Here is a 22587-nt window from a genome sequence, read left to right as displayed (position 1 = left end):
GGCCGTCGGGGGCGGGCGCCCGGCTCAGCGACCGCTCGCTCCGGCCGGCTCCGCGGCCTCCGCGGCCCGCCGGGGGAGCTGGAGGTCGAGCCGGGAGGGCCGGGCGTTGCGGACGATCTCGCGGGTCACCGCGGGCAGATGGCCCGGCGCCGTGCCGAGGACGATCACCGCCCCGTCCGGCAGGCCGCCGACGGCGTACTCGCCGGAGGCGTCGGTGCGGGCGCGGACGAGCTGCCGCCCGTGCGGGGTGGTGACGGTGACCACCGCGCCGGCCGGCGGATCGCCCAGGTCGTCCGTCAACCGCCCGGTGAGCACCGGGACTTGGTCGCCGAAGCGATGCCGGGCGTGCGGCACCAGGGCGGCCGGGGCGGGGAGCTCCAGCATGGGGTCCTCCACCACCGGGGCGGGTCGCGCCTCCGGCTCCGCCGCCCGGCGCAGGCGTACGCGGTCGCGCAGCGCGCCCCCGGCGGTCAGCAGTGCGCCGCCGACGACCCAGGCGGCCAGCACCAGCGTCGGCCGGGTCAGGTCCTCGCTGCCGAAGTAGGCGATCGAGTGCAGCGCGTCCACCAGGTTGCCGCCCGGCAGCACCGGGTGGAGCCGGTGGAAGAGCGTCGGGAGCATGTCCGTCGGCACGGCTCCGCCGCTGGACGGCATCCCCAGCATCATGAAGACGGTGACCGCCACCCCGGGGAAGAACCGCCCGAAGACCCAGACCAGCCCGTACGAGGTCAGTGCCACCGCCTCGGCCATCATCACCAGGTAGACCAGCACCAGCGGGTCCCGGCTGATCGCCTGCAGGCCGAGCCCGCCGATCAGGTAGCAGAGCGCGGCGATGACGAACGCCCCCAGCACATAGGTGAGGACGTGCTTGGCGCGGCTGAAGCCGACCGCCCGCAGCATCGAGACCACCATGAAGTAGCAGGGCAGGGTGCAGGCCAGGGCGATGTAGAGCGCGCAGGTCCCGGCGGCGTCGCCGGACAGTGTGGGGATCAGCTCCTGCGGCCGCAGCGGCAGTGCGCCGCCGGCGTGGGCGGGCGGGGCGGTGAGCTGCCCCACGGCCCGCACGGTGTTCTGCACCACCGACTCCAGCGAGCTGCCGTCGGCCCGTGCGGTGAGCAGCCGGGGTGCCGTGCCGGGGCCGCCCGGCGCGTAGGCGGCGACGGCGTGCTGGTGGAGGACGTCGTGCCGGCCGGCCGCCAGTCCCGCGACCCCGTGGAGGCGGAAGCCGCCGGGGGAGACCGCGTCGAAGGCGCGCTGCAGCGCGGCCAGACGGCTGCCGCCGCCGGGGCCGCCGGTGACCACGTCCAGGACCACCCGGTGCGGTCGGGCGTGGAAGAACGCCGGTATGTAGCAGCAGAGCACGCCGATCAGGAAGACCGCGGGCAGCCACAGGTTCTCGGCCAGGATGCGGACGGTGCCGGGGGTGCTGGGATCTCTGGGCGTCGTGGGCGACGCAGACGTCGGCATGGCCGCAGAGTAGTCATAAAAATGCACGACTGCAAAGTTGCACTCCTGCAAAGGTGGGCCGTCGGCGAGCGGCTAGGGTGGGCCCGTGATCCCGGAGTCGTCCCCTGAGCCCTCGCTGCGCGAGCGGAAGAAGCGCCGCACCCGCGGGCAGTTGCGCGACGCGGCGATCCGGCTGGCCTCCGAGCACGGGCCCGGCGGGGTCACCGTCCAGGACATCTGCCGGGAGGTCGGTGTCTCCCCGCGTACCTTCTTCAACTACTTCGACTGCAAAGAGGACGCGTTCTTCGTCTGGGACCAGCAGCTGACCCGCATGATGCTGGCCCAGCTGGCCCGGCGCCCACTCGACGAGCCGCCGATGGCCTCGCTCCGGGCGGCCATCGAGGAGGTGCTGCCGGCCGCCGGCGCCGACGAGAACTGGCCGGCCCGGCGGCGGCTGCTGGCCGAGCACCCGGAGCTGGTCGGCCGGCTCGCCCACAGCCTGCGCACCAGCGAGGACCTCACCGCGGCCGAGCTCGGCCGGCGGCTCGGCGTCCCGGCCGAGAGCCTGCATCCGATGCTCCTCGCCGGGGCGGCCATGACCGCGCTGCGCACCACTCTGGTGACCTGGGCGCCGCGGACCGGGGTGAAGGGGCTGCAGCGGCATCTGCGGGAGGCGTTCGCCGAGATCGAGGCGGGACTGCCGGGTCCGAGTTGAGCCGTTTCGGCCGGAAGATGTCCCTGATGGCAGTGGTGACAAACAGGCGTACGAGTCGCTAGCGTCCGGGAGTTGACCGGTTCGCCTCATCCGGCGGGTCCGGTCGGCGTCTCTGACGGGACGTCAACTTCCATCGGCCGGAGGTCTCCTCGTGCGTCGTACCCGACCCTTGCTCGCCGCCGCCTGCTCGCTGGCCCTCGCCACCGCGGGGGCGCTGAGCCTCGGCTTCAGCACCGCCGGCACCACCGCAGCCACCGCCGTCGCAGCCACCGGCGGCAAGACCGCCGCCGCCGTGGAGGTCCGGCCGGACCTCCACCAGGTGCCCGGCGCCTCGTTCGCCGACCCGCCGACCACCGCGCAGTGCGAGAGCTCCTACCAGATCGCCTGCTACGGCGCCCGCCAGGTCGAGGAGGCGTACGGCCTGCCGCAGCTCTACCAGCGCGGCTACCAGGGGCAGGGCCAGACCATCGTGATAGTCGACGCCTTCGGCTCCCAGACGATACGCGGCGACCTCGCCGTCTTCGACAAGGCGTACGGACTGCCGGACCCGCAGCTGAGCATCATCCAGCCCGCCGGAAAGGTCGTGTACCAGGACGACTGGGCCGGCGAGACCACCCTGGACGTCGAGTACGCCCACGCGATCGCGCCCAAGGCGAAGATCGTCCTGGTGGAGACGCCGACCGACGAGACCGAGGGCACGGCCGGCTTCCCGGAGATCGTCAAGGCCGAGGAGTACGTGATCAAGCACCACCTCGGCGGGGTGATCAGCCAGAGCTTCTCGGCCACCGAGGAGACCTTCCCGAGCAAGGGGTCGCTGCTCGGCCTGCGGAGCGCCTACATCGACGCGGCCCGGGCCGGCGTCACCGTCCTCGCCGCCTCCGGCGACAACGGCGCCACCAGCCAGCAGCTCGACGGTACCGACCTCTACACCTACCCGGTCGTCGGCTGGCCCTCCAGCGACCCGCTGGTCACCGGGATAGGCGGCACCCAGCTGCACCTGGACGCGGCCGGGAACCACACCACGCCGGACAGCGCGTGGAGCGGCAGCGGCGGCGGGGTCTCCTCGGTGTTCTCCCGCCCGTGGTACCAGGACGGCGTGCGTGCGGACACCGGCGGCAGCCGCGGGGTGCCGGACGTCTCGATGAGCGGGGCCTGCGACGGGGCGGTCGACGTCTACCAGTCGTCGGCCGGCAAGCCGGGCAGGTGGGAGCTGATCTGCGGAACCAGCGAGGCGACCCCGGAGTTCGCCGGGATCGTCGCGCTCGCCGAGCAGTACGGGCACCACAGGCTGGGCCTGATCAACCCGGCGCTGTACCGGATGTCGGCGACGAAGGCGCCCGGGGTGGTGCCGGTGACCAGCGGGAACAACACCGCCACCTTCACCCAGGGCGGCAAGACCTACACGGTCCAGGGCTACTCGGCGAAGGCGGGCTACAGCCTGGTCACCGGGGTCGGCACGGTCTGGGCTCCGTCCTTCGTCCCGGAGTTGGCCCGGGCGGCGCGCTGAGCGGTCGGCCGTTCGGCGGTCGGCCTTCGGCGCGCAGTTCTCCGCGCCCCTGCTCCGCCCCTGAGGCGCCTGCCCCTTCGGGGCGCGCGTCAGGGGCGTCCGGCGCTCAGCGCCACCAGGGACTTGGCCTGGGCCAGACCGCTGTCGTCGAGGAGGGAACGGACGGTCTGGGGCTCTCGGATCAGTGCGAAGCGGACCTCGCCGGACGGGGTCGTGCGGTAGCCGTAGACGGCGGGGCGGGGGAGCGAGTTGTAGGTGTAGTGGGTGGAGAAGTAGTAGGCGCCGGTGTCGTAGAGGGCGACGACGTCGCCCGGGTCGATCGGCGGGAGCTCGCGGGCGGTGGCGGCCAGGTCGCCGGCGAAGCAGGCCGGGCCGGCGATGTCGGTGGTCCGGGCCGGCCCGGTCTTGGGGCGGCCCGACGCGTCGAAGACGCCGACCCGCAGCGGCCAGGCGGCCGGCATGAAGACCGTCCTGGTGGCGACCTGGGCGCCGGCGTGGGTGACGGCGATACTGCGGCCGCCGGCCGACTTGGTGTACTCCACGAGGGAGGCGATCGTCCCGCTCTTCGCCACCAGTGACCGGCCGAACTCGGTCACCAGGTGGTACCGGCCGTCGAAGAGCCCGGGGGCGGCGGCCCGCAGCGCGGCCACATACGCGGCGTAGCCCGGCCGGTCCTCCTCGCTCTCGAAGTCGACGGGGAGTCCGCCGCCGATGTCCAGGCCGGTGATCTGCCGGCGGCCGAGCCCCGCGTTGATCCGCTCGGCCAGCTCGTACGCGGCCCGGACGCCCTCGGCGATCAGCGGCAGCGGGCAGCCCTGCGAACCGACGTGGGCGTGCAGCCGGTTGAGCCACGGGCGGCCGGCGAAGGCCGCCGCCACCGCCTCCTCCGCGCCTGGATCGCGCAGCGCCACACCGAACTTGGAGGTGTCGGTGGCGGTGCTCATGGCGCCGATGCTGCCCCCGCCGACCTGTGGATTGACCCGGATGCCGACCGGGCCCGCGGGGCTGCCCGTGGCGGCCCCTTCGAGGAGGCGGTCGACCCGGGCCAGCTCCTGGAAGTTGTCCAGGTTGATCGCGACGCCGTTGCGCAGCGCGAACTCCAGCTCGGGCAGGGTCTTCGCCGGGCTGTCGAAGACCAGCCGGTCCGGGGTGAAGCCCGCCGCCAGGGCCTGTTCCAGCTCGCCCGCCGAGGCGACCTCGCAGCCCATCCCGGCCTCGGCCAGCAGCCGCAGCACCGGGACCAGGGCGCAGGCCTTGGCGGCGAAGGTGTGCTGCACCGGGGCGGGTTCGAGGGCGGGGGCGGCGTCGGCGGCCGGGCCGTCGGCGGCCGGGCCCGCAGCGGCGGGGGAGGCGTCCTGGAAGGCGTCCCGGAAGGCGGAATGCAGTGACTCCACCGCGTGGAGGACGGAGTCCACGTCCAGCAGCCCGATCAGCGGGCTCTCCGGGCCGAGCAGCCCCTGCCCGACGGCGCTCGCCAGCGCCGCGTCCCGCGCCCGCCGCCGCGTCCTCGCCTGCTCGGAAGCCATGTGTCCACCCTCCACCGCCGTGCCCGACCCCGCCTGCCCGGACAGTCTCGGCCGGGTCGGCGGGCGGCGTCATCCACCGGCCGGACCAGGAACCGGCGGATCCGCTGTGCGGCCCGACAGGTGAACGATCATGGTCCGGAACGGCGGGCCAGCCGCAGGCCGATCTCGGCGAGGAGCCGCGTCGTCGGGTCCGAGAGGTCCACCCCGAACAGCTCCCGGGCCCGCCGGAGCCGGTAGCGCAGGGTGTTGGGATGGACCCCGAGCCGTTCCGCCGCGCTGCTGGTGTCGCCGAAGGCGTCCAGATAGGCGGCGACCGTCCGGCCGTACTCGGAGCCGTGGGCGAGGTCGTGGGCCACCAGCTCGTGGACGGGTCCGGAGAGCTGCGGCCAGAGCGGCTCCACCCGGTCCAGCAGGCGCAGCGCCGCGATCTCGGGGAGGACCTCCGGATAGGCGGCGAACGCCGGGACGGCCCGCTCCCCGTCGGCCGCCGCCGCCGACTCCGCGTCGGCCGCCGACGCCCGCTCCCGCAGGACCCGGAGCACCAGCTCCGCGCCCTCCTTGGAGGACGGCAGCGCGGCCAGGTCGGCGGCCACCGGGCCGAGCCCGGCGAGGACGGCGCCGCGCGGCAGCGAGCGGACGGTGGCCGGCAGCCGTCGCGCCGGATCGGCGACGTCGGCCGGGATCAGCGCGAGCAGCCGGCGTCCGGTCCTGGCGGTGAGGCAGCCGGGGCCGTAGGCCGCGATCTGCAGCGCGAGGACGTCCAGCACCCGCGGTTCCTCCGCCAGGACCTCCGCGACCAGCACGGTGTACGGCAGGTCGGGCGCGAGCCCCGCCTCGTACGCGGCCTGGCCGGCCAGTTCGCCGCCGTCCAGCAGCGCCCGGACCGCGCGCTCGCGCTGCACGGCCGCCGCCCGCCCCCAGGACCGGTGGTGGATCAGATGCGGCACGGCGGCCCGGGCCGCGGTGCGCAGGGCGGCCGCCGACTCCTCGTCCAGGGGGCGGCCGGTGCCCGCCGCCCACAGCGAGCCGAGCACCTCCGAGCCGTGCCGGACGGCGATCGCCAGCCGCTCGGCGTAGCGCCCGTCGGCGGGCAGCCGCAGGACGTCGCCGCTGTTCCACAACTCCCGCAGGAAGCCGCGCTCCCGCAGCTCCTCGACCCGCCAGCGCGGCACCTGCTGGCCGAGGATGGTCTGCCGGCGCATCGCGTCGGGCTCGCCGTCCATCCGGGAGTAGGCGAGCACCCGGGACTGCGGATCCTCCACCGTGATCGCGCCGCCGACCAGGTCGGCCACCGTGTTGGCGAGGGCGGGGAGGTCGCCCAGCGGCAGCCCGCCGAGCTCGGCGGGCCGGGGCGCGCCGTGGTACGCCAGGGCGCTGCGCAGCGCGCCGAGGAGCTCGGTCCAGCCCTGGCCCGGGCCGCGGAGGAGCAGCGCGGGGCGGCCGCCGGCGGGCGGTTCGGCGCCGGCCGCTGGTTCGGCGCCGGCGGGCGGTACGGCCCGGCGGAGGACCAGCGCGGCCGCGCCCGTGCGGGCGGCCGCGGCCCAGGCCGCCTCGGCGGCGGGCGAGCCGGCCGCCACCCCGACCGCGAGGAGGATCAGACCCGGCCTCAGCGCCTCTTCGGCCGACGGATCGCCAGGGTCGAAGACCACCGCGTCCGACACCTCGGCGGCCAGGCCCTCCGGCGCGGCCGAGGCGAGCTCGACGGCGCCCGGCGGCAGCAGCCGCAGAACCTCGCCGAGGCCGGGCGGCCCGGGCGGCCCGGGCGGCCCAGGCGGCCCAGGCGGCGCGGGCGGCCCGGCGGGTCCGGCAGGCGCGGCCGGGCGGTTCTCGGGGACGGGGTCCATCCGGCGCCGCCTACCGGGCCAGCCACTCGCGCGCCCGGCCGCGCAGCGGCGCCGGCAGGCCGGCGGCCAGTTCGGAGACCGGTGTCCGGCGCAGTCGCTCCCGCCAGGCCGCGTCGGCCTCCTGCATCAGCCGGTCGATGGCGCACCGCCGGACGCACTCCTCGGGCGGGGCGGCGCAGGCGCCGTTCTGCCGGATCTCCGTGCAGACGAAGGCGGACGACGGGCCGTCGATCGACTCCACCACCTCCAGCGCGGTGATCTCCTCGGGCGGGCGGGCCAGCCGGAAGCCGCCCCGCGGGCCGCTGCCGGCGTGCAGGACCCCGGCCCGCACCAGCGACTTGAGATGCTTCGCCAGGTACGCCTCGGGCAGCCCGTACCAGCCGGCCAGGGTGTGCCGGGACGCCACCGTGCCCGGGTCACCCTGCGCCAGCAGGGTCACGCAGTGCAGCGCCCACTCGACGCCCTGGGAGAGCTTCATGGGTCGAGCCTAATCGCGATCTCGCGGGCCGCCGGGGCGGGCGACGTGGCCGTCCGGGCGGTCGAGGAGCCGGCCGACCAGCGCGGGGAGGCGGGCGAACCGCCCGGGGTCGGAGAGGGCCGAGCCGAGGGCGACCGCGGCGGCGCCCGCGGACAGGAACTCCTCGGCGTTGCCCGGGCTCATCCCGCCGGTGGCCACGAACCGGGCCTCAGGGAACGGCCCGTGCATCGCCCGGATCCAGGAGGCCCCCAACTCGGCGGCCGGGAAGGCCTTCAGCCAGGTCAGGCCGAGCGCCTGGGCGCGCTGGATCTCGGAGGCGGTGGCCACCCCGGGCAGGTGGGGCAGCCCGGCGGCCAGCGAGGCCTCGGCCACCTCCCGGCAGAAGCCGGGGGCGACGGTGAACCGGGCGCCGGCCGCGGCGGCCCGCTCCACCCGCTCGACGGTGGTCACCGTGCCGGCGCCGACCACCTCGCCGCGCTCGGCCCCGGCCTCGACGGCGGCGGCCAGCGCCTCGACGGCGGCCTCGCTCTGCACCGGCACCTCGACCAGCCGGATGCCCGCCTGCCAGGCACGCCGGCTGACCTCGACGGTGCGCTCGCGGTCGAGTCCGCGCAGGATCGCCATCAGCGGAAGCCGGGCGAAGGCCGTCTCGAAGAGGTCGCCGGACAGCGCGGCTCGGTGGACGGTGGTCGGGTTCGTCACTGCGGTCCTCTCATCGGGTCCACCCCAGGGCCCGGGACACCGCCTGCGCGGTACCGCGGATCGCCGGGAGCCTTTCGTGCAGGCCGGCGAGGTCGGTCTGCGCCCTGAGGGCGGTGACCGACAGGGCGCTGCGGACCCGTCCGGTGCCGTCCCGGACCGGCACCGCCACGCAGGCGACGAAGTGCTCGTACTCCCCGTCGTCCTCGGCCCAGCCGCGCGCCCGCACCTCCGCCAGCTGGGCGCGGAAGGCGGCGCTGGTGGTCAGCGTGGTCTCGGTGAAGCGCTCGTACCGGTAGCCGGTGAGGATCCGCTCGCGCTCCTCCTCCCGCAGATACGCCAGGATCGCCTTGCCGACTCCGGAGGTGTGCAGCGGCACCGGCCTCCCGATCTGCGAGTAGAGCCGGACGCCGGTCCGCGGCTCGACCTTGTCCGCGTAGATCACCTGGCCGTTCTCCAACGTGGCGATGTGCACGGTCAGTTGGAGCCGGCGGCCGAGGTCGGCCAGGAAGGGGTGGGCGATCGCCCGCAGGTCGAACTGCTCCAGGGCGGCCTGGGCGAGGCCGGCCAGCCGGTAGCCGACGGCGAAGGTGCCGTCCTCGCGGCGGCGGGCGAGGCCGCCCTCGCAGAGGTCCTGGAGGAGGCGGAGGGCGGTGGTCCGGTGGACGCCGAAGCCCTCCGCGACGGCGGCGGGATGCTGCGGCCGCTCGCTGAGCAACTCCAGGACGCGGACGGCGCGTTCGACGGACCGGCTCATCGGGCTCCCTGCCTCTCCTGGCCGGGGCGCAGCGCGCTCGCGTCCGCGTGGTCCCCGGTCGAGCGCAGCGCGAGGGCGGCCACCCGGTGGCCGAGCGCCAGCTGCTCCGGTGCGGGCAGACCGCGCAGCCGGGCGGCGAGGACGCCGGCGGCGAAGGCGTCGCCGGCGCCCACCGGCTCGACCACCTCGACCGGGGGCGCCGGGACGAACACCGCGGGCTCGTCCGGCTCGAAGAGGGTCGCGCCGACCTCGGCGTCCTTCACCACCAGCGTGCCGCCGCCGATCAAACCGCGGACGTCCGCCGCGGAGCGCAGCCGGCCGCCCCAGACCCGCTGGGCCTCGTCCAGGCCGACGAAGACCAGGTCCGCCCGGCGCGCCAGCTCCAGCAGCGGGCCGGCGGCCTCGGCCGGACTCCACAGCGGGGGACGGTGGTTGACGTCGAAGGAGCAGAGGGCGCCGGCGTCCCGCGCCCGCGCGAAGAGCGCGGTGGAGGCCGCCGCGCACTCCGCGGAGAGCGCCGGGGTGACCCCGCTGAGGTGGATCATCCGCGCGCCGGCGAGCGCCGGCGCCAGCCGTTCGACGAACGCCGGGTCGATCCGCGCGGCGGCCGAGCCCGAGCGGTAGTAGTAGACGCGGGTGCCGTCCGGCGCAGGGTCCTTGAAGTACACCCCGGTGGGCGCGGCCGGATCGCGTTCCACGTACCGGACGTCGACGCCGGCCGCGGCGATGTCGGCGACCACCCGCTCGCCGAGCGGATCGGCGCCGACCCGGCTCGCCCAGGCCGCCGGCTGCCCGAGATCGGCCAGGTAGCGGGCGACCGTCGACTCGGCACCGGCCACCCGCAGTTCGACCCCGCGGGCCCGCGCCAGCCGGGTGCCGGCCGGGGTGACGAGGAGCACCATGCTCTCGCCCACGCACAGCACCAGGTCCGGGGGGCTCCCGGCCTCCTCGCCCCGCTGGCTCTGCTCGGTCACTTCCACCTCCGCTGCGCGTCCGTGCCGTCGGACGCCGCTCGGCCGGGGCTCGGCGGCTCGGCGGCTCGGCGCTGAAGCTAGCAGGCGGCCGTGCGGAGGGGACATCGCCTGTGCGCATGATGCACAGAAGGCAGAGACGCTATCGGCCGGACGCCGACCCAGGCCGCGCTGATCTTCCTGCCGCAGGGCGTCCTCTTCTCCGCCTCCTCGCTGGCCGGGGGCCGGATCGTGGCCCGGTACGGGCGTCCGGCGATCCGGCTGGGCGGGGGAGTGGTGATCGCCGGACTGGTGCTGCTGGCCGGCCTCGCCGGGGCGGCCGGCGGGAAGGGGGCCGACGGCACGGCGGTGGCGGTCTGGCTGATCCTGCCGCTGAGCCTGATCGGCCTCGGCAACGGGCTGGTGCTGCCGCCGCTGCTCGGGGCGGCCCTGCGGGAGGTGGGACCGGGCCAGGCCGGAGCCGCCTCCGGGATGGTGACGACGGGCCAGCAGTTCGCCAACGCGCTGGGGGTGGCCCTGCTCGGGGCGCTGTGGTTCGCCTGCGGGACGCCGGTCACCGCGGTGCTCCAGGCGGGGCTGGTCGGGCTGGTCTGTCTGCTGGTCTGAGTCGGGCCGGGCCGCTCCAAGCGGGCGCGCGGCGCGCGGCACGGTCCGGTGGGTCACGCCCCGCGCAGCCGGCGGGAGAGGCCGAGGGCAGCGGTGCGGAGCGCCGGGGCGAGGATGGCCGGGCGGAAGCGGGCGCAGGGTACCGCCACCGACAGCGCGGCCACCGCCTCCCCGCGGCGGTCGAAGACCGGCGCCGCGATGCAGCTGACGCCGAGTGCCGACTCCTGCTCCGCGTAGGCGAGGCCGGTGTTCTGCGCCTGCTCCAGCTCGGTGCGCAGCCGGGCCGGGTCGGTGATCGAGTGGTCGGTGAGCCGGGGCAGCGGCGCGGCCAGAATCCGCTCGCCGAGCCCCGGGTCGGAGAAGGCGAGCAGTGCCTTGCCGACCGCGGTGCAGGTCAGCGGCAGCCGGCCGCCGGTCCGGAAGGGCATCGGCAGCCCGTCGTGGCCGTGGACGTGGTCCAGGCAGACCGCCGAGCGGTCGTCCCGGACGCCGAGGTGGACGGCCTCCCCGGCGGCCGCGTGCAGGTCCTGGAGGAAGGGCAGTGCGGTCTCCCGCAGGTCGAGCCGGCGCGGGACGAGGCTGCCGAGCTCGAAGAGCCGGGCGCCGAGGCGGTAGCCGGAGTCGGACCAGTCCCCGGCGCGCTCCAGCAGGCCGAGCCGTTCCAGCTGCCCGACCAGGCGGTGGGCGGTGGTCTTCGGCAGGCCCGCCCGGCGGGCCAGTTCCGAGAGGCGGTACGGGCCGCCGTCGGGGGCGAAGCAGTTGAGCAGGGCGGCGGCCTTGTCCAGCATGTTCCCCGAGGCGGGCGGGTGGTTCCGTGTCACGGAACAATCTAGGCCCGCGCCTCGCGCCGGCGTCTACACCGGCGCCCTCTCCGTCGCCGTCGCTGTCAACGGTCCGGCATCCCGGAGTGCGGCGAACTTGTTCGTTACGAACATGTTCGTTACCGTGGAGGGGACAGTCACGATCCCCCCGAGGAGGCAGCCATGAGCACCACGGCCCACCATCACCATCACCACCGGCACCACCCCGTCGCGATCGTCGGAGGCGGTCTCGGCGGGCTCGTCCTGGCCCGCGTCCTGCACGTCCACGGCATCGCCGCGACCGTCTTCGACCTGGAGCCCTCGCGGGAGGCCCGGGTCCAGGGCGGGATGCTCGACATCCACGGCGACTCAGGGCAGCGGGCCCTTCGGCTGGCCGGCCTCCACGACCGCTTCCGCGCCCTGGTGCACCCCGGCGGGCAGGCCGTGCGGGTCACCGGCCCGGACGGCGCCCTCCTCCTCGCCGAGGAGGACGACGGCACCGGCGACCGTCCGGAGATCGACCGCGGCGACCTGCGCGACCTGCTGCTCGACTCGCTCCCCGAGGGCACCGTCCGCTGGGGCCGCAAGGCCGTGGCCGTACGGCCCACGCCGGGCGGCGGCCACGAGGTGGTCTTCGCGGACGGCGAGGTGATCACCACCGACCTGCTGATCGGCGCGGACGGCGCCTGGTCGCGGGTCCGCCCGCTGCTGTCCGAGGCGGAGCCGGCGTACACCGGCATCTCCTTCGTCGAGGCGGACCTGGTGGACGCCGACCAGCGGCATCCGGTCAGCGCTGGGCTGATCGGCCCCGGCGCCTTCATGAGCCTCTCCGAGTCCGGCGGCGGGACCGGCCTCCTCGCCCACAAGGAGACCGACGGCAGCATCCATGTGTACGCGGCCGTCCGGGCCGAGGAGGACTGGCTCGCGGACCTGGTGGCCGCAGGCGACGACGCGGCCCTCCGCAAGGCGGTGCTGGAGCGCTTCGACGACTGGGACGACCGGCTGCGCGCCCTCATCGCGGACGCCGACGGGGAGCTGACGGTCCGCCGGATCCACGCCCTGCCGGTGGGCCACCGCTGGGAGCGGGTCCCCGGCGTGACGCTGCTGGGCGACGCCGCCCATCTGATGTCGCCGTTCGCGGGCGAGGGTGCCAACCTCGCACTGCTCGACGGTGCCGAGCTGGGCCGTGCGCTGGCGGAGCACCCGGGCGACACCGAGGCGGCGCTGTCGGCGTACGAGACGGCGATGTTCCCGCGCGCGGAGCTGTCCGCGGCGGGGTCGGCGGCCAATCTGGAGACGATGTTCGGTCCGGACCCCCTCGGCGGGCTGCTGGCGGTCTTCGCGGAGCACCGGGGTCCCGAGGCCGATGGATAGGCTTGCCCCATGTCCGCTCGACCCGCCCGGCCCGCCCGTTCCCCGCAGCCCCGCAGCCGCCGGGACCGGCCGGCCAAACCGGCCCTCTCCCACCAGGGGATCGTCGAGGCCGCCGTCCGGCTGATGCGGGCGGAGGGGCTGCAGCGGGTGACCATGCGCCGGCTGGCGCAGGAACTGGACACCGGTCCCGCGTCGCTCTACGTCTACGTGGCCAACACCTCGGAGCTGCACGCCGCGATCCTGGAGGAGCTGCTGGGCGAGGTCGCCCTCGCGCCGGAGGGCGGCGGCGACTGGCGGGACCGGCTGGTGGCCGTCCTCGACTCCTACACCGGGGTCCTCTTCGCCCACCCCAGCCTGGCCCGCGCCGCTCTGGTCGCCCGTCCGTCCGGGCCCCACTACCTGGCGCTGGTCGAGCGGATCCTGGACCTCCTCCACCAGGGGGGTGTTCCGGACGCCCAGGCCGCCTGGGGCGTCGACGTCCTCCTCCAGGTGGCCACCGCCACCGCCGCCGAGCAGTCGACCCGCGACGACATCCCCGAGGCCGAGGCCGAGCACGCCTCCCTGACCGCCGCCCTCCACGAGATCGACCCGGCCACCCACCCCCGGATCGCGGCCGCCGCCCTCGACCTGACCTCCGGCTCCCCGTCCCAGCGCCTCGCCTGGACCTTCCGGGCGGTGATCGCCGGAACGGCGGCGACCGAACTGCCGACCGCCGAGTCCTGAGGCCGCCCCGCGCCCGCCCGGAGCCGCCCGGGTTCGCCGGTGGGGGCCGGGGCGAGGCGGGCGGCGGCCAAGGCTCAGCCGAGGAGGGTGTCCCGGCAGCGCTCGGCGAAGGCCTGGTAGTCGGCCGTGCGGTTGTAGAGGTGGGCGGAGAGGCGGACGAAGCCCCGCCCGCGCCAGGTGGTGACCGCGGCGGCCACCCCGTGCCGCTCGGCGAGCAGCCGCTGCATGGTGTGCGCGGCCGCCTGGTCGGCGGCGACCCCGGCCGGCAGCGGGACCAGCCGCATCGCGGGGGCCGGGAGGACGGGCACGCCGTCCAGGGCGACGCCCCAGTGCTCCGCCACCAGCGCCTGGGCCTCCTCGGCGAGGGACGCGTTGTGCTCGCGCACGGCCGCCCAGCCGTACTCGGCCTCGATGGTGCGCAGCGCGTGCGGGGCGGTCAGCCAGGCGCTGAGGTCCTGGGTGCCCTGCTGGTCGAAGCGCCGCGGGTACGGGTCGGGGGCGCCCCAGGAGTCGATCGGCGGGAAGAGCCGCTGCCGGTCGTCCGGCTCGGCGGGGTCCGCGACCAGCACAGCCGTGCCGCGCGGGGCGCAGGGCCACTTGTGGAGGTTGCCGATCCAGTACGCGCCCTGGAGGCCGGTCAGCGGATCGGCCAGCATCCCGGGCGCGTGGGCGCCGTCGACCAGCAGCGGTACTCCGCGCTCGCGGCAGTCCGCGGCGATCCGCTCCACCGGCAGCAGCAGCGCGGTGGCCGAGGTGATCTGGTCCACCACCAGCAGGGCCGGGCGCGGCCCGTCGTCCATCGCCGCCCGCAGCAGGGCGGTGATCTGCTCGGCGTCGGCGTCGATCGGCAGCGCGACGGTCTCCACCGTGGCGCCGGCCCGGGCGGCGTGCCGGCGCACGCCCATCTCCACCGCGCCGTACGCGTGGTCGGTGACCAGGACCCGGTCGCCCGGGCCGAACGGCAGCGCGGCCGCGACCGCGGTCGCCCCGGCGCTGGCGTTGGGCACCAGGGCGGCGGTCGGCTCGGGCGCGCCGAGCCACTCGGCCACCGACCGCCGGGCCTCGGCGACCCGCTCCGGGAGGGCACGGAACCAGGCGTCCGGATCGGCGTCCATCTCCTCGCGCAGCCGCCGCTGGTGGTCCAGGACGGCGGTGGGGGAGGTGCCGAAGGAGCCGTGGTTGAGGTGGAGGACCTCCGGGTCGAGGGGCCAGCCGCCGGTCGCCGGGCGGCCCTCCGTCGGTACGGTTGCCGGTACGGCGGTGGACATGGGGCTGCTCCTGCGAAGTTGTCCGATGAGAGGATCGAGTTCGCCGGAACTTAGCAGTTCCATGCGGGATCGAGGAAGTGGCATCGGTTGATTCATCAGATGACTTCGGCGCAGGGTCGGGCGCGGACGCAGAGGGGCGGGTGGTGGCGGTGACCGCCAAGCAGGCGGTGCTGGACCAGCTGCGGGCGCTGATCGCGCGGGGCGAGCTGGCGCCGGGGGAGAAGCTGCCGTCCGAGCCGGCGCTCTGCGCCCGCCTCGGGGCCTCCCGCGGGTCGCTGCGCGAGGCCGTCCGCGAGCTGGAGGCCCTCGGCGTCCTCCAGGCCAGGCACGGCTCCGGCACCTACGTCTCGCAGCTGCGACCGGCCGAGATGATGCGCGGCTTCGCGGCCACCGTGGACCTCATCCCGCTGGACGGGCTGCTCGAACTGCTGGAGATCCGGCGGGTGCTCGAGGTGCACGCGGCCGCGCGGGCGGCCGCGCGGGCCACCGCGGAGCTGGACGCCGAACTGGCGCGGCTCCTCGCGGAGATGTCGGAGGTCCGCGACCCGGTCCAGCTGAGCGCGCTGGACGCCCGCTTCCACGGCCGGATCTGCGAGGCCGGCGGGAACGAGGCGCTCTCCGCGCTGGTCGAGGTCTTCCGGGCCCGCGGCAGCCACTATGACATCTACTCGATCGAGGACGTCCGACGGCACAGCGACGACGCCCATCGGGCGATCGCCGCCGCCATCACCGCCCGCGACCCGGCGGCCGCCTCGGTCGAGATGGGCGCGCACATCGCCGCCACCGAGCGCTGGCTCCGGGCCTACCGCCCGGAGCCGAACCGGATCTGAGGGGCCCGGGGGTCACTCGGTCCGCAGCGCGGTGGCGGTGCGGACCCGGGCCGCCCAGCCGGCCGGGAGGAGGGCGCCGAGGAGGGCGATCGCCGGTCCGCCCAGGGCCATCAGCACCGCGGGAAGCAGCTGGTAGACCGACTCCACCTGCGGGATGGGCACGGTGCCGCCGGCGTGCAGCACCGCCGGGATGACCAGGTGGTGGACGGCGATCCCGGCCGGGACCCCGAGCAGCCCGCCGACCACGCCGACGCCCGCAACCGAGGTCAGCACCTGCGCCGTCACTTGCCGCGGCGACATCCCCACCGCCTTGCAGACGCCCAGGTCGTGGACGCGCTCCCGGGTGTCGAGCACCACGCTGTTGAGCACCCCGAGCCCGGCCGAGACGAGGAGCAGCAGGGTCAGCAGCCCGGCCATCGCCTCGACCGCCGCCGCGGTGTCGCTGGTGCCGCCCTGGACGTTGGGCATGGCCTGGGCGTGCAGCGCCCGGAGGGCCGGGTTGAGCCCGCCGATGTAGGAGCCCACCGAGACGCCGGGCCTGAGGGCGACGAAGTACTCGACGAGCTGGACCGGGACCCCGGCCGAGGTGAAGGTCGCCGCGTCGGTGCTGAGGGACATCCCGCCGTTCCCCGGGTCGAAGTCCTCGCCGACGATCAGCACCGGGATCCGGGCGCCGCCGTCCACCAGCGTGATCCGCTGGCCGAGACGGGTACCGGTGCTGGTGAGGAAGTGGGTCGGGACGACCGCCTCGCCCGGGCCGGAGAACCAGCGGCCGTGGATGATGGCGTGCGCTCCCAGCTTCGAGTCGCCCTGGTAGAGGTCGACATGGACGGTGTCGCTCGCGCCGGCCACCGAGACGCCGGTGCCGCCCGCGCCGTAGTACTCCCGGGTGCCCGGCTGGGACCGGATCGCCGCGGCCGCCCGGGCGTTCTCCGCGGCCGAGAGGAGCGCCGGGTTCTGGCCGGGACCGGCCAGCTCCGGGCCGACCACCACCTGGGCGGCGGCGTCCGGGTGCTGGGCCCGGCCGATGGCGTTGGCCGACTCGGTCAGCCCCACGGAGAAGGTGACCGCGGCGGTGCCGAAGAGGACGGCGGCGACCAGCCCGGCCGTGCGCACCGGGTGGGAGAAGGGGGAGGCGAGCCCCATCGCCACCGGGCGGGGCACCGGAAGCCGCTCGGCGAACCGGTGCGCCCAGCGTCCGCGCCCAGCGCTCGGCGCGCGGCCGACCGCGAGCGCCTCCACCGCGCGCATCCGCCCGGCGCGCAGCGCCGGTACCAGCGCCGCGGCGGCGACCACCGCCAGCGTCCCGCCGGCCACCGCGGCCACCACCCACGACGGGGTGGCCAGCGCCGCTGCCCCGTACACCTGCTGGGCGTCGGACATCAGCGGGGTGGTGACCATCTCGCCGACCGCCACCCCGAGGATGATGCCGACGGCCGCGGGGACCAGCGCCTGGCCGACGTAGGCCCGGACGACCTGCCCCGGGGTGAAGCCGATCGACTTGAGGACGCCGATCCTCCGGGCCCCGGCGCCGACCGCGCCGCCGACCACGCTCGCGATGATCACCACCGACATCACCAGGCCCAGGAGACCGAAGGCCAGCATGATCGGCACGATCAGCGCGGTGTTCTGGTTGTCCGCCAGCTCGACGTCCAGGTACGACTGGGCGGAGACCATGGCGCCCCCGGGGACCGCGGCGGCCACCGCCGAGCGGTCGGCGGTGAGCTGGGCGGTGGTGGAGGCCGAGGCGAAGCGGTACTGCATCTGGAAGCCGGCGGAGCGGCCGCCGCCCGGCGCCGCGGCCAGCGCCCGGACTCCGGCCGGCAGCATCCAGGCCGCCGCGGACTGGGTCACCGACTTGGCCGTGCCGACCACGGTCAGCACCGGGCTGCCGGGCGCGGAACCGGTCCGCAGCCTCGCCCCCAGCTGGTAGAGGGGGCCGACCGCGTCCGAGGAGAGGACGATCTCGCCGGGGCCGACGGGCCACCGTCCGGAGAGGAGCGCGAGGTGGTCCAGCGCCCCGCCGCCGGCCGAGGGGCGGCCGACCACGGTCAGCGACTGCGGCAGCCGGTTGCCGTACGGGTCGAGCGGATCGATCGAGGCGGTCGGGTACGGGCCCGCGCTCTCGGTGACGCCGGCGGCCCGGGCGGTGCCGGCGACCTGGGCCGCGGTGGCCCGGGAGCCGTCGAAGCCGGCGGTCAGCTGGGCGCCGTGCTGGTGCCGGAAGGACTGGGCGAACGGCCCTGAGGAGGCCGCCATCAGCGAACCGGCCACGATCGAGGAGGTGACCGCCATCAGCACGGTCAGGGTGAGGACGACGGTCTGCACCCGCCGCCGGCCCACGCCGGAGCGGACGATCCGGCCGAGCGCTCCGGCGCGGAAGGCGCGCTGCCCGCGCTGCCCGCGCTGCCCGCGCTGCCCGCGCCGGGCGGGCCGCCGGCGTGGTTCCGGCCCAGGACCCGGCTCCGGCTCCGGCTCCGGCTGAGGCTGAGGCTGAGGGTGCTGTCGGGCGCTGCTCATCGCACGGCCTCCCCGCTGCGGTCCCGGCCCTGGCCCGAGCGCTCCCCGTCCCGCTCGGGAACGGGCTGGTCGCCGGCCACCTGGCCGTCCACCAGCACCACCGTGCGGGAGGCGCAGGAGCGGGCCAGCGCCGGATCGTGGGTGACCAGGACGATGGTCTGGCCCTCCCGGTTGAGGTCGACCAGCAGCCTCCGCACCTCCTGCCCGGAGACGGTGTCCAGGGCGCCGGTCGGCTCGTCGGCGAGGAGCAGCGGCGGGCGGTTGATCAGCGCCCGGGCCACCGCCACCCGCTGGCGCTCGCCGCCGGAGAGCCGGCCGGGGTAGCCGTGGGCGTACCGGCCGATGCCCAGGGAGTCCGTCAACTCCGCCGCCCGTTGCGCGGCCTGACGCCGTGACATTCCGTTGAGCCGGGCCGGCAGCAGGATGTTGTCCAGCACGGTGAGGTCGTCCAGCAGGTTGAAGAACTGGAAGACCATGCCGATCTTCTCCCGCCGGTAGCGGGCCAGTCCGGCCTCGCCGAGGAGGTCGACCCGGACGCCGTCCACGGTGACCTCGCCGCCGCTCGGGCCGTCGAGCCCCGCCACCAGGTTGAGCATGGTCGACTTGCCGCTGCCCGAGGGGCCGACCACGGCCACCGCCTCGCCGCGCTCGACCGTGAGCGAGATCGGCCCGAGCGCCGGGCTGCCGGCTCCGGAGTAGCTCTTGCGCGCCTCGCGCAGGTGGATCATCGGGTCCATGACTGGGGTCCGTCCCTTCGAGGTCCCGGCCGGGTCGGCCGGACGGAACGACGGTAGGGAGCGGGGCCGGACGACCGCGTCGGTCGGATCACCGACTTTCCGTCGCTCCCGAGGACGACCCCGCGCCGGGGTCGTCCTGAAGGATGACCCCCGCGGTCCACCGCCCCCGGCTGCAGGGCTGATGCCGGGGCGGGCGGTGGCCGGTGAGAATGCCGGGGTGACGACGATCGAGCGGCCGGAAGGCCTGCGGCGGCTGCGGGAGTACCTGCCGGGCCTGGGCGGCCTGCGAAACCTCCCGTCCTTCCTGGCCTTCCCGTCCTTCCCGGCCTTCCCGGTCCTCTCGGACCGCCTCCGGGACGCCCTGCGCGAGCTGCGCGAAGTGGGCGAGCTGAGCGGGTCGGGCGGGTTCCGGGAGATGTTCGCCCCGGACCCGGACCGGCCCCGGCCGACCCGTCGGCAGTATCTGGCCGACGCGCTGATCGCGCTGGCGCTGACGGCGGTCGCGGTGGCCGCCGCCGCGCGGAAGACCGTCGAGAAGGGCATCCCGGTCCTCCCACCCGGCGTCCCCTCCGCCTGGGCCGGCTCCGGGGCGGCCGGCGCGGCGCCGGTTCCGCCCCCGCCCGCGGCCCCGTACTTCCACTATGTGAGCGTGCCGGCCGGGCCGCGCGACCTGGTGCTGGTCGGGCTGAGCGCGCTGCCGCTGGCGCTGCGCCGGCGGTATCCGCTGACCGCCCTCTGGGGATGCCTGATCGCCCTCCTCTCCGACCTGCCCTTCGCCGGACCCGCGAGCCTGCCGATCATCGGCCTGGCCGCGTACAGCGCGGTCCGGTACAGCCGCAACCAGGCCGTGGCGGCCGGCAGTTGCCTCCTCGGGGCGGTGCTGGTGTACCGGTACCTGGGCGAGGTCGCGGACGCCCCCGAGCCGCTGCGGACCGGGCTGGCCGTGCTGCTGCTGCTCGGGGCGGCGGCCGCGCTGGTCCGCGGCGGACGGTTGCGGCTGCGGGAGAGCCGGCGCCGGCTCGACGACCTGCGGCGGAAGCAGGCGGAGGCCACCCGGCGCGCGGTGGCCGAGGAGCGCTCCCGGATCGCCGGTGAGCTCCACGACGTGGTCACCCACAACGTCAGCGTGATGGTCATCCAGGCCGGCGCCGCCCGCAAGGTGCTGGACGCCCAACCGGAGCTCGCCAAGGAGGCCCTCCTCGCGGTGGAGAACGGCGGACGGGCCGCGATGGCCGAACTCCGGCATGTGATGGGCCTGTTGGCGGCGAGCGGGGCCGCGGCGCCGTCGGCCGGAGCCGCGGACACCCCGGCGGACGGTCTCGAACCGCAGCCGGGCCTCGACCAGTTGGAGGGGCTGGTGGCGCGGGTCCGCGCGGCCGGACTGCCGGTGCGGCTCTCCGTGGACCTGCCGACCGGGCCGCTGCCCTCCGGGGTCGAGCTGGCGGCGTACCGGGTGGTCCAGGAGGCGCTGACCAACGCGCTGAAGCACGCGGCCGGGGCCGAGGCCGAGGTGCGGGTCGGCCATGACGACCGGCTGCTGTCGATAGAGGTGACGGACAGCGGCGGCCGACGCGGCGAGCAGGCGGCGGCCGGCAACGGCCGCGGGCTGATCGGACTTCGGGAGCGGCTCGCCGTCTATGGCGGAACGCTGGAGTCGGGAGGGAGGATGACCGGAGGTTTCCGGATCCTGGCCCGAGTCCCGTGGAGGAACGCATGAGCCGACCGCTGCGCGCGGTCATCGCCGACGATCAGGCGCTGGTGCGCACCGGGTTCCGGATGATCCTCGCCGCCGACGGCATCGAGGTCGCCGCCGAGGCGGCGGACGGCGAGGAGGTGGTCACCGCGGTCCGCCGCACCCGCCCGGACGTGGTGCTGATGGACATCCGGATGCCCCGGCTGGACGGTCTGGAGGCGACCCGCCGGATCCTCGCCGGGGAAGCGGACGGCGACGAGCGGCCGCGGGTGCTCATCCTCACCACCTACGACCTCGACCACTACGTCTACGCCGCGCTCTCCGCCGGGGCCAGCGGCTTCCTCCTCAAGGACGTCTCCCCGGAGCACCTGGTGGCCTCCGTCCGGCTGGTGCGGACCGGGGACGCGCTGCTCGCCCCCGCGATCACCCGGCGGCTGATCGAGCGCTTCGCCGGCCGGGACGCCGACGGCGGCTCGAAGGACCGGCTGCACCGCGACCTCTCCCAGCTGACCCCGCGTGAGCTGGAGGTGCTGCGGCTGATGGCGAGCGGTCTGAGCAACGCCGAACTCGCCGACCGGCTGGTGCTCGGGCAGACCACGGTCAAGACCCACGTGGCCCGGATCCTGGGCAAGCTCGGCCTGCGGGACCGCGTCCAGGCGGTGGTGCTGGCCTATGAGACGGGCCTGGTCACGCCGGGTGGAAGCGGCGGCGCGGAGGAGGATGTGCCCGCCGGGTGAGGCCTGTCACGGCGTTTCTACCCGCGTGTCACAGACGTGTCCTGGTGTGATCGGGCGTGCAACGGCGTGCCACGCGCCCCATGTCCAGTCAGACAAGAACACGTACTGATCGGGGAGTAGCAACGATGCGCATCCACGCCAAGAAGGTCTCCGTCCTCGCCGTCGCCGCGGTGGCCGCGAGCCTTTCACTCACCGCCTGCAACTCCAACGGCGGCGTCAGCGCCTCTGCTTCGGGCTCCTCGAACGCCTCCGGCGCCGCCGGCTCGGCGGGCTCGGCGGGGACGAACGCCGCCCCGGCCGGCTCCAGCAACGGCAACGGCAACGGCAGCGGCAGCGGCAGCGGCTCCGGTGCCGCTGCGGGCAACGGCGGCGGCGGTTCCGCGCCGGCCGGGTCCGGCCAGGCCAACGCCGGCATCTGCCACACCGCCCAGCTCGGCTTCAGCCACTCCTGGGGGATGGGCGAGGGCGAGCTGCTGATCAACCTCAAGAACACCAGCTCCGGTTCGTGCGAGATGCGCGGCTTCCCGGGGGTCGACCTGGTGGGCGCGGACGGCACGGTGAGCGCCGGGCGGAGCAGCATGGCCGCCCCGGACGTCGTCCTCCAGCCCGGCCAGGAGACCAACTTCGTGCTCCACTTCCCGCCGAACAACACCGGCGGCAGCGGGGTGACCTTCACCAAGCTGGTCGTCACGCCGCCGAACGAGACCAACTCGCACACCATGCCGGTGGGCATCAACGTGCCGGCGGACGGCAACGCGAGCCCGAAGGTCTACGTCGACCCGGTCGGGGCCGGCAAGTAGCGGCGGAGCGAAGGAGCGGCGATGGAGCTCGACCAGGCCGAGGCGCGCGCACGGCTGGCGGCCGCGCGGTCCGCGCGCCTCGCCACCGCCTCCGCGGACGGGCAGCCGCATCTGGTGCCGATCACCTTCGCGCTGGACGGCGAGCGGCTGTACTTCGCCGTCGACCACAAGCCGAAGCGGAGCACGGCGCTCAGGCGGCTGCGCAACATCGCCGGCAACCCGCGGGTGAGTGTCCTCGCCGACGAGTACGCCGAGGACTGGTCCCGGCTCTGGTGGGTCCGGGCGGACGGCAGGGCCGAGGTGTGGCCGCCCGACGAGGGCGACGGGGGTGGCTCCCGCCGGGCCGCGGCGCTTCGCCTGCTGGCGGCCCGATACCCCCAGTACCGCGAACGGCCGCCGCGGGGCGCGGTGGTGGCGATCCGGATCGACCGGCTCACCGGGTGGGCCGCGGGCGGCGGGTAGCGCGAGGTCGCTCGTGGGCGATGGCCGCCAGGACGTCGAGGCGGGAGCGGCCGACAGTCCCCGGCCTGCCGGCTTGGGCCGGAGCGCCGGCAGG

21 protein-coding genes are annotated in these 22587 nt (G+C 75.7%); 10 read left to right on the top strand and 11 right to left on the bottom strand.

What is annotated here, in order from left to right; all coding sequences use genetic code 11:
• Window positions 1–24 precede the first annotated feature (24 nt).
• The gene (locus BS73_RS13740; RefSeq protein WP_051939909.1) at window positions 25–1467 is read right to left on the bottom strand and encodes a carboxypeptidase regulatory-like domain-containing protein; all 1443 of its coding nucleotides are present in this window, start codon (window positions 1465–1467) and stop codon (window positions 25–27) included.
• A gap of 85 nt (window positions 1468–1552) precedes the next feature.
• On the opposite strand from BS73_RS13740, the gene BS73_RS13735 reads away from it, so the two are divergent.
• Together BS73_RS13735 and BS73_RS13730 are read left to right on the top strand one after the other, a co-directional pair.
• Window positions 1553–2161, top strand: coding sequence for a TetR/AcrR family transcriptional regulator (locus BS73_RS13735; protein ID WP_051939908.1), 609 nt, complete (start codon window positions 1553–1555; stop codon window positions 2159–2161).
• 151 nt (window positions 2162–2312) lie between these two features.
• Window positions 2313–3668: a S53 family peptidase gene (locus BS73_RS13730; RefSeq protein ID WP_037572188.1), complete on the top strand. Its 1356-nt coding sequence runs from the start codon at window positions 2313–2315 to the stop codon at window positions 3666–3668.
• Window positions 3669–3757: 89 nt separating this feature from the next.
• Here BS73_RS13730 and BS73_RS13725 read toward each other — a convergent pair whose 3' ends face one another.
• From BS73_RS13725 to BS73_RS13700, 6 genes are all read right to left on the bottom strand, one after another.
• Entirely contained in the window at window positions 3758–5194 is a 1437-nt protein-coding gene (locus BS73_RS13725; RefSeq protein ID WP_037572187.1) for a type III PLP-dependent enzyme domain-containing protein, read from the bottom strand.
• Between the two features lie 128 nt (window positions 5195–5322).
• Window positions 5323–7038 carry a PucR family transcriptional regulator gene (locus tag BS73_RS13720; RefSeq protein WP_084704042.1) on the bottom strand — a complete coding sequence of 572 codons (1716 nt, stop codon included), beginning with the start codon at window positions 7036–7038 and terminating at the stop codon, window positions 5323–5325.
• 10 nt (window positions 7039–7048) lie between these two features.
• Entirely contained in the window at window positions 7049–7516 is a 468-nt protein-coding gene (locus BS73_RS13715) for an RrF2 family transcriptional regulator (protein WP_037572186.1), read from the bottom strand.
• A gap of 9 nt (window positions 7517–7525) precedes the next feature.
• A complete protein-coding gene (locus BS73_RS13710) occupies window positions 7526–8218 on the bottom strand; it encodes a bifunctional 4-hydroxy-2-oxoglutarate aldolase/2-dehydro-3-deoxy-phosphogluconate aldolase (RefSeq protein ID WP_063836986.1) in 693 nt (230 codons plus the stop codon).
• Between the two features lie 10 nt (window positions 8219–8228).
• Window positions 8229–8972 carry an IclR family transcriptional regulator gene (locus BS73_RS13705; RefSeq protein ID WP_037572183.1) on the bottom strand — a complete coding sequence of 248 codons (744 nt, stop codon included), beginning with the start codon at window positions 8970–8972 and terminating at the stop codon, window positions 8229–8231.
• Window positions 8969–9946: a sugar kinase gene (locus tag BS73_RS13700; RefSeq protein ID WP_235215406.1), complete on the bottom strand. Its 978-nt coding sequence runs from the start codon at window positions 9944–9946 to the stop codon at window positions 8969–8971. The genes BS73_RS13705 and BS73_RS13700 overlap by 4 nt, the downstream gene beginning before the upstream one ends.
• Window positions 9947–10087: 141 nt before the next feature.
• Between BS73_RS13700 and BS73_RS13695 the strand changes: the two genes are divergently transcribed.
• Window positions 10088–10549: an MFS transporter gene (locus BS73_RS13695; RefSeq protein ID WP_322987310.1), complete on the top strand. Its 462-nt coding sequence runs from the start codon at window positions 10088–10090 to the stop codon at window positions 10547–10549.
• 53 nt (window positions 10550–10602) lie between these two features.
• Here the strand turns inward: BS73_RS13695 and BS73_RS13690 are convergent, their stop codons facing one another.
• The gene (locus tag BS73_RS13690; RefSeq protein ID WP_037572181.1) at window positions 10603–11337 is read right to left on the bottom strand and encodes an IclR family transcriptional regulator; all 735 of its coding nucleotides are present in this window, start codon (window positions 11335–11337) and stop codon (window positions 10603–10605) included.
• A gap of 195 nt (window positions 11338–11532) precedes the next feature.
• Here BS73_RS13690 and BS73_RS13685 point away from each other — a divergent pair, with 195 nt between their 5' ends.
• The gene (locus BS73_RS13685) at window positions 11533–12723 is read left to right on the top strand and encodes an FAD-dependent oxidoreductase (protein ID WP_051939907.1); all 1191 of its coding nucleotides are present in this window, start codon (window positions 11533–11535) and stop codon (window positions 12721–12723) included.
• A gap of 9 nt (window positions 12724–12732) precedes the next feature.
• Window positions 12733–13446, top strand: coding sequence for a TetR/AcrR family transcriptional regulator (locus BS73_RS13680; RefSeq protein WP_037572177.1), 714 nt, complete (start codon window positions 12733–12735; stop codon window positions 13444–13446).
• Window positions 13447–13520: 74 nt separating this feature from the next.
• On the opposite strand, the gene BS73_RS13675 is transcribed toward BS73_RS13680, so the two are convergent.
• Entirely contained in the window at window positions 13521–14714 is a 1194-nt protein-coding gene (locus BS73_RS13675) for an aminotransferase class V-fold PLP-dependent enzyme (RefSeq protein ID WP_037572174.1), read from the bottom strand.
• Window positions 14715–14863: 149 nt separating this feature from the next.
• Between BS73_RS13675 and BS73_RS13670 the strand changes: the two genes are divergently transcribed.
• Window positions 14864–15544, top strand: coding sequence for a FadR/GntR family transcriptional regulator (locus tag BS73_RS13670; RefSeq protein ID WP_037579486.1), 681 nt, complete (start codon window positions 14864–14866; stop codon window positions 15542–15544).
• Window positions 15545–15556: 12 nt separating this feature from the next.
• Here the strand turns inward: BS73_RS13670 and BS73_RS13665 are convergent, their stop codons facing one another.
• Both BS73_RS13665 and BS73_RS13660 read right to left on the bottom strand, forming a co-directional pair.
• Entirely contained in the window at window positions 15557–18064 is a 2508-nt protein-coding gene (locus BS73_RS13665) for an FtsX-like permease family protein (protein WP_084704040.1), read from the bottom strand.
• On the bottom strand, window positions 18061–18801 hold the full coding sequence (locus BS73_RS13660; protein ID WP_084704039.1) for an ABC transporter ATP-binding protein: 741 nt from the start codon (window positions 18799–18801) through the stop codon (window positions 18061–18063). Before BS73_RS13660 ends, BS73_RS13665 begins: the two co-directional genes overlap by 4 nt.
• A gap of 217 nt (window positions 18802–19018) precedes the next feature.
• Here BS73_RS13660 and BS73_RS13655 point away from each other — a divergent pair, with 217 nt between their 5' ends.
• The 4 genes from BS73_RS13655 to BS73_RS13640 all read left to right on the top strand — a co-directional run bounded on the left by BS73_RS13655 (window position 19019) and on the right by BS73_RS13640 (window position 22493).
• Window positions 19019–20518 (top strand): sensor histidine kinase, encoded by a 1500-nt coding sequence (locus BS73_RS13655; protein WP_235215405.1) that lies wholly within the window; start codon window positions 19019–19021, stop codon window positions 20516–20518.
• Complete coding sequence (locus BS73_RS13650) at window positions 20515–21231, top strand: response regulator (RefSeq protein WP_037572172.1); 717 nt, start codon at window positions 20515–20517, stop codon at window positions 21229–21231. Before BS73_RS13655 ends, BS73_RS13650 begins: the two co-directional genes overlap by 4 nt.
• A gap of 125 nt (window positions 21232–21356) precedes the next feature.
• Entirely contained in the window at window positions 21357–22031 is a 675-nt protein-coding gene (locus BS73_RS13645) for a DUF4232 domain-containing protein (RefSeq protein WP_037572170.1), read from the top strand.
• A gap of 21 nt (window positions 22032–22052) precedes the next feature.
• Window positions 22053–22493 (top strand): TIGR03668 family PPOX class F420-dependent oxidoreductase, encoded by a 441-nt coding sequence (locus BS73_RS13640; protein WP_037572168.1) that lies wholly within the window; start codon window positions 22053–22055, stop codon window positions 22491–22493.
• Window positions 22494–22587: the final 94 nt, after the last annotated feature.

The sequence above is a fragment of the Phaeacidiphilus oryzae TH49 genome (genome assembly GCF_000744815.1).
In the GTDB taxonomy this organism is placed as follows: domain Bacteria; phylum Actinomycetota; class Actinomycetes; order Streptomycetales; family Streptomycetaceae; genus Phaeacidiphilus; species Phaeacidiphilus oryzae.
This window is presented reverse-complemented; position numbering and strand designations above follow the sequence as displayed.

Coding starts and splice junctions, on each gene's coding strand:
- BS73_RS13675 (WP_037572174.1), bottom strand. CDS start 14,714: ATGTCCACCGCCGTACCGGCAACCGTACCGACGGAGGGCCGCCCGGCG.
- BS73_RS13660 (WP_084704039.1), bottom strand. CDS start 18,801: ATGGACCCGATGATCCACCTGCGCGAGGCGCGCAAGAGCTACTCCGGA.
- BS73_RS13665 (WP_084704040.1), bottom strand. CDS start 18,064: ATGAGCAGCGCCCGACAGCACCCTCAGCCTCAGCCTCAGCCGGAGCCG.
- BS73_RS13645 (WP_037572170.1), top strand. CDS start 21,357: ATGCGCATCCACGCCAAGAAGGTCTCCGTCCTCGCCGTCGCCGCGGTG.
- BS73_RS13740 (WP_051939909.1), bottom strand. CDS start 1,467: ATGCCGACGTCTGCGTCGCCCACGACGCCCAGAGATCCCAGCACCCCC.
- BS73_RS13685 (WP_051939907.1), top strand. CDS start 11,533: ATGAGCACCACGGCCCACCATCACCATCACCACCGGCACCACCCCGTC.
- BS73_RS13690 (WP_037572181.1), bottom strand. CDS start 11,337: ATGCTGGACAAGGCCGCCGCCCTGCTCAACTGCTTCGCCCCCGACGGC.
- BS73_RS13680 (WP_037572177.1), top strand. CDS start 12,733: ATGTCCGCTCGACCCGCCCGGCCCGCCCGTTCCCCGCAGCCCCGCAGC.
- BS73_RS13715 (WP_037572186.1), bottom strand. CDS start 7,516: ATGAAGCTCTCCCAGGGCGTCGAGTGGGCGCTGCACTGCGTGACCCTG.
- BS73_RS13650 (WP_037572172.1), top strand. CDS start 20,515: ATGAGCCGACCGCTGCGCGCGGTCATCGCCGACGATCAGGCGCTGGTG.
- BS73_RS13725 (WP_037572187.1), bottom strand. CDS start 5,194: ATGGCTTCCGAGCAGGCGAGGACGCGGCGGCGGGCGCGGGACGCGGCG.
- BS73_RS13640 (WP_037572168.1), top strand. CDS start 22,053: ATGGAGCTCGACCAGGCCGAGGCGCGCGCACGGCTGGCGGCCGCGCGG.
- BS73_RS13705 (WP_037572183.1), bottom strand. CDS start 8,972: ATGAGCCGGTCCGTCGAACGCGCCGTCCGCGTCCTGGAGTTGCTCAGC.
- BS73_RS13720 (WP_084704042.1), bottom strand. CDS start 7,038: ATGGACCCCGTCCCCGAGAACCGCCCGGCCGCGCCTGCCGGACCCGCC.